Source organism: Amycolatopsis sp. NPDC004169 (assembly GCF_040610315.1).
Classification (GTDB): Bacteria; Actinomycetota; Actinomycetes; order Mycobacteriales; family Pseudonocardiaceae; genus Amycolatopsis.
Window position 1 is genome coordinate 36,582 of the sequence record NZ_JBEXMD010000018.1, and the last position, 18,526, is coordinate 55,107.

2 protein-coding genes are annotated in these 18,526 nt (G+C 73.5%); both read left to right on the forward strand.

The genetic code is table 11. From position 1 onward, the window contains the following. Positions 1 to 54 precede the first annotated feature (54 nt). Positions 55 to 18,081: an amino acid adenylation domain-containing protein gene (locus tag ABZX11_RS24165; protein WP_354916563.1), complete on the forward strand. Its 18,027-nt coding sequence runs from the start codon at positions 55 to 57 to the stop codon at positions 18,079 to 18,081. Next, entirely contained in the window at positions 18,066 to 18,479 is a 414-nt protein-coding gene (panD, locus tag ABZX11_RS24170) for an aspartate 1-decarboxylase (protein ID WP_176169367.1), read from the forward strand. The genes ABZX11_RS24165 and panD overlap by 16 nt, the downstream gene beginning before the upstream one ends. The last annotated feature ends 47 nt before the right edge of the window (positions 18,480 to 18,526 follow it).

Below are 18,526 nucleotides of genomic sequence, written 5' to 3' on the forward strand. Positions count from 1 at the left end.
TCAGGGCGCCGTGAGCAGCGGGAGGCTGGTCTACCGGTGAGCAACGGTGACGCTGTGCAGCAGCAGGTGTCGAGGCTCGGGTTCTGGCGGGACCGCCTCGCATCGGCGCCCGAGGAGCTGCCGCTGCCGGTCGACCGGCCGTACCCGGCGGAGCCCGCCGCCCCGGTGGTGCTCGGCCGCCCGGTGCCGGAGGCCGACGAGCCGACCCTGCTGGCGGCGTTCACGGTGCTGTTGTCCCGCTACACGGGAACCGTCGACGTCCGGCTGGGAATCGGCTCGCTGGTGCCGCTGCGGGTGGACCTGGGCGGCTCGCCCGGGTTCGCCGAGGTCGTGGCCCGGGTGCGCGAGGCACGCGAGGAAGCGCTGGCGCACGAGGTGCCCTTCGCCGACCTGGTCGCCGAACTGGACCCCGAGCCCGGTCGCGGGGGCTCGCTGCTCGTCAACGTCGGTTTCGGTGCCGAAACGGACCTGCCGCTGGATCTGAACCTGACCGCGGACGGGCTGCGCTACCGCGCCGACGTGCTCGAAGAGTCCACTGTGGAGCGCATGCTCGGCCACCTGGGCCACCTCATCGCCGAGGCGACCGAGCGTCCACAGTGGCCGGTCGACCGGCTCGCCCTGCTGACCGCCGAGGAACGACACGAGATCCTGGCCGGCTGGAACGCCACGGACCTGGCCACGCCGCCGGCCACGTTCCCGGAGCTGTTCGCGGCCCGCGTCCGCGAAAACCCGGACGCCGTCGCGCTCGTCTTCGAAGACGAGGAGCTCACTTACGCCGAGCTGGACGCGCGCGCCAACCGGCTCGCCCACGTCCTGATCGGCCGCGGTGCCGGGCCCGAGCGGGTGGTCGCGCTCGCCGTGCCGCGTTCGATCGAGATGATCGTGGCCGAGCTCGCGGTGCTCAAGGCCGGGGCCGCGTACCTGCCGCTGGACCAGGACTACCCGGCCGAACGGATCGCCTTCATGGTGTCCGACGCGCGCCCGGTGTGCGTGGTGACGACCGGCGAACTCGCCGACCGCTTCGACGGCGACCTCCTCCTGCTGGACGAGGTGGACCTGGCCGACGGCCCGGCGACGGACCCGGCCGCCGCGATCGTCCCGGCCAACGCCGCCTACGTGATCTACACGTCGGGTTCCACCGGCCGTCCCAAAGGTGTCGTGGTCTCGCACGCGGGGGTGGCGAAGCTCGTCGCGACGCAGTCCGAGCGGTTCGGCGTCGGCCCGCACAGCCGGGTGCTGCAGTTCGCGTCGCCGAGTTTCGACGTGGCTTTCTGGGACCTGTGCCTCGGGCTGCTCTCGGGTGGCCGGCTGGTGATCGTCCCGGCCGAACGCCGGGTGCCCGGCCCGGAACTGGCCGAGTACGCGCACGCCCACGGCGTCGATTTCATGATCCTGCCGCCCGCCCTGCTCGCCGAGTTCCCCGAGGACTGCGACCTGCCGCGGGACAGCGTGCTGCTGGCCGGGACCGAGCGGGTGTCGCCGGAGCTGGTGCGCCGCTGGGCGCCGGGGCGGCGGATGTTCAACGCCTACGGCCCGACCGAGGCCACGACCAACTCCACGCTCGGGCTCTGCGACCCGGAGATCGCCCCCGGCTCGGCCGTGCCGATCGGCGTGCCGGACCCCGGCACCCGCGCGTACGTCCTCGACGCGCACCTGGCCCCGGTGCCGCCCGGGGTGGTGGGGGAGCTGTACCTCGCCGGATCCGGCTTGGCCCGCGGTTATCTCGGGCGGCCCGGGTTGACGGCGGAGCGGTTCGTGGCCGACCCGTTCGGTTCGGGTGGCCGGCTGTACCGGACCGGTGACCTGGTCAAGTGGCTGCCGGACGGGCGGCTGGTGTTCCTAGGCCGGGCCGACGACCAGGTGAAGATCCGCGGCTACCGGATCGAGCTCGGCGAGATCGAGTCGGTGCTGGCCGAGCACCCGCGGGTCGGCCAGTCGGTCGTCGTCGCGCAGGACGGGCAGCTGATCGCCTACGCCGTGCCGGTGCCCGACCGCGACCCGGCGGCCGAGCAGGGGCACGTCGACGAATGGCACGACGTCCACGAAGAGATGCTCGCCGGTTCTCGCGGCATCGAAGAGAACTTCGCGGGCTGGAACTCCAGCTACGACGGCTCGGAGATCCCCCTCGCCGAGATGCGCGAGTGGCACGCGGCGACGATCGACCGGATCCGCGCCCTGCGGCCGAAGCGGGTGCTGGAGATCGGCGTCGGCAGCGGGCTGATCCTGTCGCGGATCGCCCCGGACGCCGAAACCTACTGGGGTGTCGACCTTTCCGAGAGCGCCATCGAGAACGTCCGCCGCGAAGTCGCCGCCATGCCCTTCGCGGACAAGGTGCACCTGGCGGCCCGGCCCGCGCACGATCTCGGGGAGCTGCCGCGGTTCGACACGGTGATCATCAACTCGGTCGCCCAGTACTTCCCGAGCGCGGACTACCTCGCCGAAGTCGTCAAGACCGCCGCAGGCCTGCTCACGCCGGGCGGGACGATCTTCCTCGGCGACATCCGGAACCTCCGCTCGCTGCGGGCGTTCCGGACCGCGGTCGAGCTGCACCGCGGCCGGGCCGACGTCGCCGCGGTGGACCAGGCGATCGCCCGGGAGGGCGAGCTCGTCCTCGACCCGGACTTCTTCCCGGCCCTGGCGCGCGGCCTCGACGGCTTCGGGGACGTCGACCTGTGGGTCAAGCGCGGCCACGCCCACAACGAGCTGACCCGCCACCGCTACGACGTCGTGCTGCGGAAGGCACCTCGGCCGGAACCGGCGGACGAGCAGGTCGTCGCCTTCGGCGGCCTCGACGCGGTGGAACGGTTCCTGGCCGCCGAGACGCCGGAGCGGCTGCGGGTCACCGCGATCCCGGACGCCCGCCTGGCCGGCGAGCTGGCCGCGGTCCGCGCCCTGGACACCGGGGACGCATCGGCCGCCTCGGCCGCCTCGGCCGCGCTCGACCGGCGGGACGGCATCGACCCGGAAGCGCTGTACGCGCTCGGCGAGCGGGCCGGCTACCGCGTGGCGGTCACCTTGGCGGCCGAAGGCCTCGAAGCCGTCTTCTCGAGGGGCGAAGACGGCCCGGCCTACCGCCCGGTGCGGCCGACGGGTGCACCGGGGTCGTACGCCAACAACCCCGCGGCCCGCCGCGAAACCGGGGCCCTCGTGGCGTCGCTGCGCGCGCACGTGCGGGACCGGCTGCCGCTGTACATGGTGCCGTCGGCGTTCGTCGTGCTCGACAAACTGCCGGTGCTCGCCTCCGGCAAGCTCGACCGCAAGGCCCTGCCGAGCCCGGAACGGTTCACCGCGGGGCCCGGCCGTGCGCCGCGCCATCCCGTCGAGCAGCTGCTGTGCGAAATGTTCGCCGACGTCCTCGGCGTGCCACAGGCCGGGCCGGACGACGACTTCTTCGCCCTCGGCGGCCACTCGCTGCTGGCCACCCGGCTGATCCAGCGGATCCGCGCGGCCGTCGGTGCCGAGGTACCGGTGCGGGCCGTGTTCGACGCGCCGACGCCGGCCGCGCTCGCGGAGCTGCTCGCCGGGGAGGTCACCGCCAGCGAGCGGCGCCCGCTGGTGCGGGTCACCGAGCGGCCGGAACGGCTGCCGCTGTCGTTCGCGCAGCAGCGCCTGTGGTTCCTGCACGGCCTCGAAGGCGGCTCCGCGACCTACAACGTCCCGCTCGTCATGCGGCTGGCCGGGGAGCTCGACGTCGACGCGCTGCGCGAAGCGCTCAACGACGTCGTGGCCCGGCACGAGGCCCTGCGGACGGTCTTCCCGGTGGTCGACGGCGTCCCGTACCAGCAGATCCGGCCCGAAGGGACGGTGGCGCTCGCCGTCCGTGCCGTGTCCGATGTGGACTCCGAAGTGGACGCTCTGGTACGCGGGGTGTTCGAGCTCGACGCCGGCGTGCCGGTACGCGCCGAGCTGCTCACCGCCGGCCCGCGGCGGCACGTGCTGGTCCTGGTGATCCACCACATCGCCGCCGACGGCTGGTCGCTGTCCCCGTTGTGGCGGGACATCGCCGCGGCCTACCGCGCCCGCCTCCGCGGCGATGCTCCCCAGTGGACGCCGCTGCCGGTCCAGTACGCGGACTACACGCTCTGGCAGCGTGACCTCCTGGACACCGAAGAAGCCGCCCAGCTCGCCTACTGGCGGGAAACCCTGGCCGGGCTGCCCGACCGGATCGCGCTCCCGCTCGACCGGCCGCACCCGCCGGTCTCGGCCTACCGCGGCGGCTTCTTCACCTTCACCTGGGACGCCGGGCTGCAGACGGCGATCGCCGACCTCGCGCGCGCCTGCGGCGCCAGCCCGTTCATGGTCGTGCACGCGGGCCTGACGGCCCTGCTGTCCCGGCTCGGCGCGGGCACCGACATCCCGATCGGCACCCCGATCGCCGGCCGCACCGACCCGGCCCTCGACGACCTCGTCGGCTTCTTCGTCAACACCCTGGTCCTGCGCGTCGACACGAGCGGCGACCCGGCGTTCCGCGACCTGGTCGCCCGGGTGCGCGAGCGCAGCCTCGACGCCTACGCCCACCAGGACGTCCCGTTCGAGCGGCTGGTCGAAGCGCTCAACCCGGCGCGCTCGCCGGCGCACCACCCGCTGTTCCAGACCATGCTCGCCTGGCAGAACACCCCCGGCGCCGGCGTCGAGCTGCCGGGGCTGACCGTCACCGAGCAGCCGGTCGGCACCGGCACGGCCAAGTTCGACCTCTGGTTCTCCTTCACCGAGGGGGCCGACGGCCTCCACGGCCAGGCCGAGTTCAACGCCGAGGTGTTCGACCGGACGACCGTCACCGGCCTGCTCGACCGCCTGGAAACCCTGCTCCGGCAGGTCGCCGCCGCCCCGGACCGCCGCCTGGGCAGCCTCGACGTGCTCACCCCGGCCGAGCGCGACAGCCTCGAACAGAGCTGGTCGGGAGCCGTCGAGGACGTCCCCGCGGTCACCGTGCCCGAGCTGTTCGCCGCCCAGGTCGCGCGCACGCCCGATCACCCGGCCCTGGTCTTCGAGGACGAGGAACTCACCTACGCCGAGCTCGACGCCTTGTCGAACCGCCTGGCCCGCGTGCTGGCCGCGCGGGGAGCCGGGCCCGAGCGCGTGGTCGCGCTGGCCCTGCCCCGCTCGACGCACCTGGTCACCGCGATCCTCGCGGTGCTCAAGACGGGCGCGGCCTACCTCCCGCTCGACCCCGGCTACCCGGCCGACCGCATCGCGTTCATGCTCGAAGACGCCGCCCCGGCCCTGGTGCTGGCCGTCGCGGGCACCGCCGTCGACGGTGCCCTGCTTCTGGACGACCCCGAAACCCTGGCCGGAGTGTCGGACGCGTCCCTGGACGTCGTCCTCCGGCCGGAGAACCCGGCGTACGTCATCTACACGTCCGGCTCGACGGGCCGGCCCAAGGGGGTCGTCGTCCCGCACGCCGGGATCGTCAACCGGCTCCTCTGGATGCAGGACGAGTACGGCCTCACCGCCGACGACCGCGTGCTGCAGAAGACGCCGTCCAGCTTCGACGTCTCGGTGTGGGAGTTCCTCTGGCCGCTGCTCACCGGCGCCACCGAGGTGCTCGCCCGGCCGGACGGGCACAAGGATCCCACCTACCTCACCCGGCTGATCCGCGAGCGCGGCATCACGACCGTCCACTTCGTCCCGTCGATGCTCCAGGTCTTCCTGCAGGAACCGGCGGCGGGGGAGTGCACGAGCCTGCGCCGGGTGCTCTGCAGCGGCGAAGCCCTGCCCCTCGACGCTGTCGCGCAGTTCGGGCAGGTCCTGGACGCCGAGCTGCACAACCTCTACGGCCCCACCGAAGCGTCGATCGACGTCACCGCACAAAGGACGTCCACCGAGGACACTTCTGTCCCCATCGGACGTCCGGTGTGGAACACCCGCACCTACGTCCTCGACGCCGCCCTGCGCCCGGTCCCGCCGGGCACCCCCGGTGAGCTGTACCTGGCCGGCGTCCAGCTCGCCCGCGGCTACCTCGGCCGGGCCGGGCTCACCGCCGAGCGGTTCGTCGCCGACCCGTTCGGCGCGCCGGGCACGCGCATGTACCGCACCGGCGACCTCGCCCGCTTCCGCCCCGACGGCGTCCTCGAATTCCTCGGCCGCGGCGACGAGCAGGTCAAGATCCGCGGCTTCCGCGTCGAGCCCGGCGAGATCGCCGCGACCCTGGCCGCGCACGACGACGTCGCCCACGCCGTCGTCGTCGCCCGCGAAGACCGGCCCGGCGACGTCCGCCTGGTCGGGTACGTCGTGCCCGCCGACACCGCCGGCTCGGCCGAAGAGGAAACCGAGCAGGTCGGGGAGTGGCGTGAGCTCTACGACTCGATGTACTCGGCGGCCGAGGACGAGTTCGCCGGCTGGAACTCCAGCTACACCGGGGAACCGATCCCGCGCGCGGAGATGCGCGAGTGGCGGGACGCGATCGTCACGCGGATCCGCGAGCTGCGGCCGAAGCGGGTGCTGGAAATCGGCGTCGGCACCGGCCTGCTGCTGACCGGACTGGCCCCGGACTGCGAGACGTACTGGGGCACGGACTTCTCCGCCGAGGTCATCGCGTCGCTGGGGGAGCGGGTCGCGGCCGACCCGGCGCTCGCCGGGCGCGTCGAGCTGCGCACCGGCGACGCCGCCGACGTCACCGGCCTGCCGTCGGGGTTCTTCGACACGATCGTGCTCAACTCCGTCGTCCAGTACTTCCCGAGCGGGGCTTACCTGCTCGACGTCGTGCGCAAGGCCCTGGACCTCCTGGCGCCGGGTGGCTCGCTGTTCGTCGGGGACGTCCGTGACCTGCGTCAGGTCCGGGCGTTCCACACCGCCGTGGCCGAGGCCCGCGGCGGTGACGTCGAACAGCGGCTGTTGCGGGAGAAGGAACTCCTGGTGGCACCGGAGTTCTTCGCGGGCATCGACGGGGTCGCCGCGGACATCCGGGTCAAGCGCGGCCGGGCGGTCAACGAACTCACCCGGTACCGCTACGACGTCGTCCTCCGTCCGGGGACCGCCGGACCTTCGGAAGCCGAGATGCTGACGTGGGGCACCGATGTGTCCACAGTGGAGGAGGTGGCCGCGCGCCGCCGCAACGGCCTGCGCGTCGACGGCGTCCCCAACGGGCGGCTGACGGAAGGCGTGGATCCGGAGGACTGGTACGCACTCGGTGCGGTCGTCACCTGGTCCGCATCCGGTGACGGCTCGGTCGACGTCCTGTTCACCGACGACCCGGCCGGGGCGTTCCGCCCCGGCCCGGGCTCGATCCTGAGCTACACCGGCAACCCGCGGCGCTCGCGCCGGAGCTCGGCGCTCCCGGCGGACCTGCGCACCTTCGCCGCCGGACGGCTGCCCGAGCACATGGTGCCCTCGGCGATCGTCGTGCTCGACGCGCTGCCGGTGACGGCGAACGGCAAGCTCGACCGCCGTGCCCTGCCCGCCCCGGACGTGAGCGCGCCGGTCTCGGACCGCGAACCGCGCACACCGGTCGAACGACAGCTGTGCGCGCTGTTCGCCGACGTCCTCGGCCTGCCGCGGGTCGGGCCGGACGACAGCTTCTTCGCTCTCGGCGGGCATTCGCTGCTGGCCACCCGGCTGATCGCCCGCGTCCGCACGACCCTGAACGCCGAACTCGAAGTGCGGGCAGTCTTCGAGACGCCGACCCCGGCAGGCTTGGCCGAGGCGCTCGCCACCGCCCGCGGCACTGCCCGGCCGCCGCTGGTCCCCGCGCGCCGCCCGGACTTCGTCCCGCTGTCCGGCGCCCAGCAGCGGCTGTGGTTCCTGCACCACCTCGAAGGGCCGTCGGCCACCTACAACGTCCCGCTGGTCATGCGGCTCGACGGCGACCTCGACGTCGAAGCGCTGCGCCGGGCGCTGTCGGACGTGGTCGCCCGCCACGAGGCCCTGCGCACCCGCTTCCCGCAGCGGGACGGCGTGCCCTGCCAGGACATCCTCCCGCCCAGCGAGGTCGACCTGCCGGTCCGCGAGGTCGCCGACGTCGACGCGGCCCTGACCGGTCTGGTCCGCGGCTCGTTCGACCTGGAGCGGCACGCGCCGATGCGCGCGGAGCTGCTGCGGCTCGGTGCTCGCGAGCACGTCTTCGCCCTCGTGTTCCACCACATCGCCTCCGACGGCTGGTCGATGGCGCCGCTGTGGCGTGACATCGCCACCGCCTACGCCGCCCGCCGGTCCGGCGAGGCTCCACAGTGGACGCCACTGCCCGTGCAGTACGCGGACTACACGTTGTGGCAACAGGATCTGCTCGGCCGCGAAGACGATCCGGACAGCGTGCTGAGCGCACAGCTGGACTACTGGCGGGACGCCCTCGACGGCCTGCCCGACCGGATCGAGCTGCCGCTGGACCGGCCGCACCCGGCGACCGCGACCTTCCGCGGCGAGCTGCACACCTTCACCTGGGACGCCGGGCTCCACGCGCACCTGGCCGAACTGGCCCGCGAGAGCGGCGCCAGCGTGTTCATGGTCGTGCACGCGGCCCTCGCCGCCCTGCTCACCCGCCTCGGGGCGGGCACGGACGTGCCGATCGGCTCGCCCATCGCCGGCCGCACCGACGCCGCCCTCGACGACCTCGTCGGGTTCTTCGTCAACACCCTCGTGCTGCGCGTGGACACCGGCGGCGAACCGACGTTCCGGGAGCTGCTGGCCCGGGTCCGCGAGCGCAACCTCGACGCCTACGCCCACCAGGACGTCCCGTTCGAGCGCCTGGTCGAGCTGCTCAACCCGGCGCGGTCGCTGTCGTACCACCCGCTGTTCCAGGTGATGATCGCCGGCCAGAACAATGTCCGCGCGCAAGCGACGCTGCCCGGCCTGGCCGTCACCGAGGTGCCGGTGACCACCGGGACCTCGAAGTTCGACCTGTCGATCTCGCTGACCGAGCGCGACGCCGGCATCGCCGGGGTCCTCGAGTTCAACGCCGACGTCTTCGACCACGCCGGCGCGGACGCCATCCTGCGCCGCCTCGAAGTGCTGCTGCGCGCGGCTGTGGCCGAGCCGGACCGCCCGGTCGGGGCCCTGGACCTGCTCGACGGCGACGAGCGCGACCGCGTGCTCACCGAATGGGCCGGCTCCATCGACCCGGCAGGCACGGAGACGTTCCCCGGCCTGTTCGCCCGGCGTGTCGGCGAGGCGCCCGACGCGGTGGCGCTCGTCTTCGAGGACGTCGAACTCACCTACGCCGAGGTGAACGCCCGCGCCAACCGCCTCGCGCACCTGCTGCTCGCCCGCGGTGCCGGGCCGGAGCGGGTCGTCGCGCTGGCCGTGCCGCGGTCGGCGGAGATGATCGTCGCCGAGCTGGCGGTGCTCAAGGCCGGTGCCGCCTACCTGCCGATCGACGTCGACTACCCGGGCGACCGGATCGCCTTCATGGTCGAGGACGCGGCCCCGGTCTGCGTGGTGACGACCCGGGACGTCGAGGCGAAACTGCCCGCGCCACTGCCCCGGGTGCTCCTGGACGACCCGGCGCTCGAGACGGCGTCCACAAAGGACCCGCAGGTCGCGATCGTGCCGGAGAACGCGGCGTACGTGCTCTACACGTCCGGCTCGTCCGGGCGGCCGAAGGGCGTCGTCCTCCAGCACTCCGGCGTCGCGAAGCTGGTCGCCACCCAGGTCGAACGCTTCGGCGTCGGCCCGCACAGCCGGGTGCTGCAGTTCGCGTCGCCGAGCTTCGACGTCGCCTTCTGGGACCTGTGCCTCGGCCTGCTCTCGGGTGGCCGCTTGGTCGTGGTCCCGGCCGAGCGGCGGGTCGCAGGCCCGGCACTCACCGAGTACGCGCACGCCCACGGCGTCGACTTCATGATCCTCCCGCCGGCCCTGCTCGACGCCCTGCCGGCGGACCTCGACCTGCCGCGGGACAGCGTGCTGCTGGCGGGCACCGAACGCGTGTCGCCCGAGCTGGTGCGCCGCTGGGCGCCGGGCCGCCGGATGTTCAACGCCTACGGCCCGACCGAAGCGACCACCAACTCGACCCTCGGCGAGAGCGACCCTGCCGAGCTGGCGGACGCGACGGTCGTCCCGATCGGCGTCCCCGACCCGGGCACCCGCGCCTACGTCCTGGACGCCGGCCTGCGGCCGGTGCCACCCGGCGTGGTGGGGGAGCTGTACCTCGCGGGCTCCGGCTTGGCCCGCGGTTATCTCGGGCGGCCGGGGCTGACGGCGGAGCGGTTCGTGGCCGACCCGTTCGGTTCGGGTGGGCGGCTGTACCGGACCGGTGACCTGGTGAAGTGGCTGCCGGACGGGCGGCTGGTGTTCCTGGGCCGGGCCGATGACCAGGTCAAGATCCGCGGCTACCGGATCGAACTCGGCGAAATCGAGTCCGTGCTGGCCGAGCACCCGGGCGTCGGGCAGTCCGTCGTCGTCGCCCAGGACGGACGGCTCATCGCCTACGCCGTGCCCGCGGCCGGGCGCGACGAAGAAGCCGAGCTGGACCACGTCGGCGAGTGGCGTGAGCTGCACGAGAACGTCTTCACCGAAGCCGCCTCCGGCGGGCTGGAGGAGAACTTCACCGGCTGGAACTCCAGTTACGACGGCTCGGAGATCCCGCTCGCCGAGATGCGCGAGTGGCACGCGGCGACGATCGATCGGATCCGCTCGCTGCGGCCGAAGCGCGTCCTGGAGATCGGTGTCGGCAGCGGCCTGATCCTTTCGAGGATCGCGCCGGACGCCGAGGAGTACTGGGGCGTCGACCTGTCCGAAAAGGCCATCGCCAACCTGCGGCGCGAACTCGCGGCGACGCCGCTGGCGAGCAAGGTCCACCTGGCCGCGCGGCCCGCCCACGACCTGGGCGAGCTGCCGGACTTCGACACGGTGATCATCAACTCGGTCGCGCAGTACTTCCCGAGCGTCGGCTACCTCGCCGAAGTCCTCCGCACGGCCGCGGCGCACGTCCGGCCGGGCGGCGTGATCTTCCTCGGCGACATCCGGAACCTCCGGTCGCTGCGGGCGTTCCGGACCGCGACCGAACTGCGCCACGGCCGCCGGGACGTCGCCGCGGTGGACCAGGCGATCGCGCGCGAGGGCGAGCTGGTCCTCGACCCGGACTTCTTCCGGGCCCTGGAACTCGACGGCTTCGCCGACGTCGACGTGTGGGTCAAGCGCGGCCGCGCCCACAACGAGCTGACCCGCCACCGCTACGACGTCGTCCTGCGCAAGGCACCGCGCCCCGACACTCCGGAAGAGCAGGTCGTCGCCCTGGACGAGCTGGAACCGGCCCTGGCCGCCCGGCCGGCCCGGCTGCGCGTGACCGGCGTGCCCAACGCCCGGCTGTCCGGTGAACTCGCCGCCGTCGCCGCGCTGGCTGCGGGCGACGCCGAGACCGCACTGTCCTCTTTGGCGGAGCGGTCCGGAGTCGACCCCGAGACGCTGCACGAACTCGGCGAGCGGCACGGCTACCGGGTGTACGCCACCCTCACCGCCGACGAGGGCGAGCTGGAAGTCGTGTTCACCACCGGTGAGCCGCAGCGGATCCACCGCGGCCGCCCGGCCCGGGCCGCCCTCGACACGCTCGGCAACCACCCGTCCGGGCAGCGGGACACGAGCGCGCTGGTCACGGCCCTGCGCGCGCACGTCCGCGACCGGCTGCCGCAGTACATGGTGCCCTCGGCGTTCGTGGTGCTCGACCGGCTGCCGCTGCTGGCGTCCGGCAAGCTGGACCGGCGCGCGCTGCCGAGCCCCGGCAAGCAGGCGGTCACCGCCGGCCGCGCCCCGCGGACCCCGGTCGAGGAAGTCCTGTGCGGTCTCTTCGCCGAGGTCCTCGACACCGCGTCGATCGGCGTCGACGACGACTTCTTCGCCCTCGGCGGGCACTCGCTGATGGCGACCCGCCTGGTCGCGCGGGTGCGCGCGGTCTTCGGCGTCGAACTGCAGGTCCGGTCGGTGTTCGAGACACCGACCGTGGCCGGGCTGGCGGCGTCGCTGGCCACTTCGGACACCTCGGCCCGGCCGGCGCTGGTGCGCGCCGACCCGCGGCCGGACGTGCTGCCGTTGTCGTTCGCCCAGCAGCGGCTGTGGTTCCTGCACCGCCTCGAAGGCCCGTCGGCCACCTACAACATGCCGACGGCGGTCCGGCTGACCGGCGTCCTCGACGTCGACGCGCTGCGCACGGCGCTGTCCGACGTGGTGGACCGCCACGAAGCCCTGCGCACGGTCTTCCCCGAGATCGACGGGGAAGCCCGGCAACACGTCCTCGACGACGTCACGATCCCGCTGCCGGTCCGCACGGTGACCGAGGCCGCCCTCGCCGACGCGGTGTCGGAAGCGGCGGGCACGGTGTTCGTGCTGGAGTCGGAGCTGCCGTTGCGGGCGCAGCTGCTGCGCCTCGGCGCCCGCGAGCACGTCCTCGTGCTGGTGTTCCACCACATCGCCTCCGACGGCTGGTCGACCGCGCCGCTGTGGCGGGACCTCGCGACCGCCTACACCGCGCGGTGCGGCGGTGAACGTCCGCAGTGGACGCCATTGCCGGTGCAGTACGCGGACTACACGCTGTGGCAGCGGGACGTCCTCGGCGAGCCGGTGATCGAGCCGCAGCTGGCCTACTGGCGGGAGACCCTCGCCGGGCTGCCGGAACGGATCGAGCTGCCCACCGACCGGCCGCACCCGGCGGAGGCGTCCTACCGCGGCGAACAGTTCGCCTTCGGCTGGGACGCCGAGCTCCACAGTGGACTCGTCGAGCTGGCCCGCGCCTGCGGCGCCAGCGTGTTCATGGTCGTGCACGCCGGGCTGACCGCAGTGCTCACGCGGCTCGGCGCGGGCACCGACATCCCGCTGGGCACGTCCATCGCCGGGCGCACCGACGCCGCCCTCGACGACCTCGTCGGGTTCTTCGTCAACACCCTCGTGCTGCGCGTGGACACCGGCGGTGATCCGTCGTTCCGCGACCTGGTGTCCCGGGTGCGGGAGCGCAGCCTCGACGCCTACGCCCACCAGGACGTCCCGTTCGAGCGGCTGGTCGAAGCCCTCAACCCGGCGCGGTCGCTGGCCTACCACCCGCTGTTCCAGACGATGATCGCCTGGCAGAACAACGCCGTCGCCGACCTCGTGCTGCCGGGTCTCACCGTCGTGGAGGAGCCGGTCCGCACCGGTACCGCACGCGCCGACCTGACGTTCTTCGTCGGCGAACGGCCCGGGCACCAGGCCGGGATCCGCGGCACGGCCGAGTACAACAGCGACGTCTTCGACCGCACGACCGTCGAGGCGATCCTCGGGCGGCTCCGGACCCTCCTGGCCGCGGTCGTCGCCGACCCGGACACCCGGATCGGGGCGGTCGACCTGCTCACCGCCGCCGAGCACGACCAGCCGGCCGCCGACCCCGCGACCCCGCTGCCCGCGGAGACGGCCGCCGGGCTGTTCTCGGCCCAGGTCGCGCGAACGCCGGACGCGCCGGCCTTGGTGTTCGGCTCCGAGCGGCTCACCTACGCCGAGCTGGACGCACGGGCCACGGCTCTCGCCCGGGCGCTGCTCGCCCGCGGCGCGGGCCCGGAACGCGTGGTGGCGGTCGCGCTGCCGCGGTCGGTCGACCTGGTCGTCGCCCTTCTGGCGGTGCTCAAGACCGGCGCCGCCTACCTCCCCCTGGACCTGAACCACCCGGCCGACCGCATCGAGCTGATGCTCACCGATGCCGGACCGCACCTCGTCATCGCGTCGGACGGCTTCGGAGACCGGCTCGTCCGGCCCGGCGACACCGGGCCCGAACCGGCCTGGCCGACGATCCACCCGGACCACCCGGCGTACGTGATCTTCACGTCCGGCTCGACCGGACGTCCGAAGGCGGTCGCCGGCACCCAGCGGGCGCTGGCCAACCGGCTGCACTGGGGCCGGGAACTCGCCCAGGGCGTGCGCATGGCCAAGAGCGCACTGACGTTCATCGACGGCTCCACCGAACTGCTCGGCGGGCTCGTCGCGGGTGACCCGGTGGTCCTCGCCGACGACACGACGGCCACCGACCCTCTCGAGCTGGCCGAATTCGTGCGCGAGACCGGCGCGCAGGTGCTCACCGTCGTCCCGAGCCTCCTCGACACCTTCGCCGAGGACGCCCCGGCCGGGGCGTTCGATTCGGTGACCACCTGGATCACCAGTGGCGAGCCCCTTTCCGAGGCCTTGGCCGAGAAGGTCGCGGCCCGGTGGCCGTCGGCGAAACTGGTCAACCTCTACGGCTGCTCGGAAGTCGCCGGCGACAGCCTGGCCCAGGTCTGCGGGCCGGTGGCCATCGGACGGCCGATCGCCAACACCCGCGCGTACGTCCTCGATGCCGCGTTGCGCCCGGTGCCCCCGGGCGTGCGCGGCGAGCTGTACCTCGCCGGCGCCGGGCTCGCCCGGGGCTACCTCGGCCGTCCGGCGCTCACCGCCGAACGGTTCGTCGCCTCGCCGCACCAGCCGGGGGAGCGGATGTACCGCACCGGCGACCTCGTCCGCCGCCGCGCCGACGGGGCGTACGAGTTCCTCGGTCGCGCCGACCAGCAGCTCAAGATCCGCGGCTTCCGCGTCGAGCCCGGCGAAGTCGAGGCCGTGCTGATGGCGGACGCCTCGGTGGCGCGCGCGGCCGTGCTCGCCCGGGAGAACCGGCTGATCGCCTACGTGGCGCCGTCGGGCGACCCCGGCGCGCTGCGGGCCCGGGTGGCCGAGCGCCTGCCGGAGTACCTGGTGCCGTCGGCGATCGTGGTGCTCGACGCGCTGCCGCTGAACGCCAACGGCAAGCTCGACCGCGCCGCCCTGCCCGACCCGCAGGTGCGCGCCTCCGGACGGCTCGCGCGGACCCCGGCCGAGCAGGCGCTGTGCGGACTGTTCGCCGACGTCCTCGGTGTTCCGTCGGTGGGCCCGGATGACGGGTTCTTCGCCCTCGGCGGGCACTCCCTGCTGGCGACGCGGCTGGTCAGCCGGATCCGCGCGCTCCTCGGCGTCGAGGTGCCGATCCGGGCGGTGTTCGACGCGCCGACGCCGGCCCGGCTCGCCGAGGCCCTCGACCCGGGCCGGGGCGTGCGTCCGGCGCTGGTCCGGGCCGAGCGGCCGGACGTCCTGCCGCTGTCCTTCGCCCAGCAGCGGCTGTGGTTCCTCGACCGCCTCGACGGGCCGTCCGCGACCTACAACATCCCGTGGGCGTGGGACCTGACCGGTCCGGTCGACATCGACGCGCTGCGGGCCGCGCTGGGGGACGTCGTGGCCCGGCACGAGGTCCTCCGGACCCTCCTGGTCGAGGAGCGGGGCACACCGCGGCAGGTCGTGCTCGACCGGGCCGTCCCGGTGCTGGTCACCGAATCCGTGGCCGAAGCCGACCTCGACGAGCGCGTCACCGCGGCGGCGTCGTACTGCTTCACCCTCGACGCGGAAATCCCGATCCGGGCCACCCTCGTCTCGGCGGGGCCGGACCGGCACGTGTTGGTGCTGCTCGTGCACCACATCGCGGGTGACGGCTGGTCGCTGCCACCGCTGAAGCGGGACCTCGACACCGCCTACGCGGCCCGGCTGCGCGGCCGGCCCCCACAGTGGACGCCGTTGCCGGTGCAGTACGCGGACTACACGCTGTGGCAACGCGAAATGTTCGGTCACGCCGGCGACCCGGACAGCCTCCTCGGCCGTCAGGCGGCCTTCTGGCGGGACACCCTCGCCGGGCTCCCCGACGAACTGGCGCTCCCGGCCGACCGGCCCCGCCCGGCGCGGTCGACCAACCGCGGCGCCGCCGTGCCGTTCACCGTGCCCTGCTCCGTCCACAGCGGACTCCGCGAGCTGGCGCACCGCAGCGACACCAGCACGTTCATGGTCCTGCAGGCGGCGCTGGCCGCGCTGCTGACCCGGCTCGGCGCCGGCACCGACATCCCCCTCGGAACACCGGTCGCCGGCCGCTCCGACCACGCGCTGGAAGACCTCGCCGGGTTCTTCGTCAACACCCTCGTCCTGCGGACCGACACCGGCGGCGACCCGACGTTCCGGCAGCTGCTGGCCCGCGTCCGCGAAGCCGACCTGGCCGCCTACGCCCACCAGGACCTGCCGTTCGAGCACCTCGTCGAACTGCTCAACCCGCCGCGGTCGCTCGCCCGGCACCCGCTGTTCCAGGTCATGCTCGCCGTCTACCACTCGGGTTCGGAGCCGGAACGGCTGCTGGGACTCGACGCGGCCTACCGGGACACTGGGCTGCGGCAGGCGAAGTTCGACCTGTCCTTCGACCTGGTCGAGACGGCCGAGGGCATCGACGGCGACCTCGAATACAGCCTCGACCTCTTCGACGAGCCGACCGCCCGGACGCTCACCGAGCGCCTGGTCCGGGTGCTGGCGGCGGTCGTCGCGGACCCCGACCGGCCGCTGAGCCGGATCGACGTCCTCGACACCGTCGAGCGGGACCGCATCCTGCGCGACTGGGGTGCGGGAGCGCCGCTGACGCTCGCGGCTCCGACGGTCGTCGACCGGCTGGCCGCGCAGGTGGCCGCGACCCCGGACGCGATGGCGCTGAGCGACGCCTCCTCGAGTCTGACGTTCGCGGAGTTCGCGGCACGGACCGACCGCCTCGCCCGGTGGCTGGCTTCGCGAGGTGCAGCTCCCGAGAAGGTCGTGGCGCTGGTGCTGCCGCGATCGGCGGCGGTCGTCGAGGCGATCTTCGGCGTGTTCAAGACGGGAGCGGCGTACCTGCCGATCGATCCGGACCAGCCCTCGGAGCGGATCTCGGCGATCCTGGCCGACTCCGGCGCTTCGCTGGTGCTCACCAGCCGCTCACTGGCTTCGGCCGTTCCGGGCGCTCTGTGCGTCGAGGACATGCACGAGGACACCGTGGACAGTTCCGTTGCCCTCGTCCCGCCGTCGCCCGCGAACCCGGCGTACGTGCTGTACACCTCCGGCTCCACCGGCAAGCCGAAGGGCGTGGTCGTCCCGCACTCCGGGCTGGTCAACCTGTTCCACAGCCACCGCGAGACGCTCTACCGCCCGGCCGTCGCCGCCGCGGGCGGGCGGCGGCTGCGGGTCGGGCACGCGTGGGCGTTCTTCTTCGACGCGTCCTGGCAGCCGCAGCTGTGGCTGCTCGACGGGCACGAGGTGCACGTCGTCGACGACGAGACCCGCCGCGACCCTGCGCGGCTGGCGGCGGTGGTGCGCGAGCGTGAGCTCGACTTCCTCGAACTCACGCCGTCGCACTTCGCGCAGCTGGCCGCGGCCGGGGTGATCGCGGACGGCGCGTGTGCGCTGGGTGTCGTCGGCGTCGGCGGCGAAGCCGTTTCGCAGGCGCTGTGGGAGACGCTGTCGTCGATGCCGGGCACGGAGGCGTACAACCTCTACGGCCCGACCGAGGCCACTGTGGACGCTCTGGTCGGCCGCTTCGGCGACGCCGACCGGCCGGTGGTCGGGCGTCCGGTGCACAACACGCGCGCGTACGTCCTCGACGGTGGTCTTTCGCCGGTCCCGGCCGGGGTGCCGGGCGAGCTGTACCTGGCCGGCGCCGGGCTGGCCCGCGGCTACCACGCGCGGCCGGCGCTGACCGCCGAACGGTTCGTCGCTTCGCCGCATCAGCCGGGGGAGCGGATGTACCGCACCGGCGACCTGGTGCGCTGGCGGCCGGACGGGCAGTTGGAGTACCTCGGCCGCACCGACGACCAGGTCAAGATCCGCGGCTTCCGCATCGAGCCGGGCGAAATCGAGACGGCGCTGACCCGGCACGACGACGTCACGGAGGCACTGGTCGTCGTCCGCGAGGAGCGGCTGGTCGCCTACACGACCCCGGCGACCGCGGATCCGGGGGAGCTGCGGGAGTTCCTGGCCCGGTCACTGCCGGAGTACATGGTGCCCGCGGCGATCGTGCCCCTGGACGCGTTCCCGGTGACACGCAACGGGAAGCTCGACCGGGCGGCGTTGCCGGTGCCGGAGTTCTCCACGCGCGGGCGGGCGCCGGAAACGCCGCTGGAAAAGGCTCTCTGCGAGATCTTCGCGGAGGTGCTGGACGTCGCCGCCGTCGGCGCCGACGACGACCTGTTCACCCTCGGCGGCCACTCGATGCTGCTGGTGGTCCTGCGCAACCGGATCACCGAGCGGTTCGGGACCGAGCTGCCGATCGCCGAATTCTTCCGCACCCCCACCGCGGCGGGCCTCGCCGCGCTGGTGACCCGAGACGAGGACCAGTCGTGCAGCGCACCCTGATGAACGCCAAGATCCACCGCGCCACCGTCACCCAGGCCGACCTGCACTACGTCGGCTCGCTGACCATCGACGCCGACCTGATGGCCGCCGCGGACATCGTCGAAGGCGAGAAGGTCCAGGTCGTCGACATCACCAACGGCGCCCGGCTGGAGACCTACGCCATCACCGGCGAGCCGGGGTCCGGCGTGATCGGCGTCAACGGCGCGGCCGCGCACCTGGTGCACCCCGGCGACCTCGTCATCATCATCACCTACGCCCAGGTGGAGGAGGCCGAGCGCGCCGGGCACCGGCCGCGGGTGGTGCACGTCGACGCGGACAACCGGCAGGTCCACCTCGGACACGACCCGGCCGAGCCGGTGCCGGGTGCGGTCGGGCAGCTGTCCGGCCGTGGGCGCTGACACAGTTGCTTTTGAGAGGCTTACCTAAATAAGGTATGCCTAAGTAA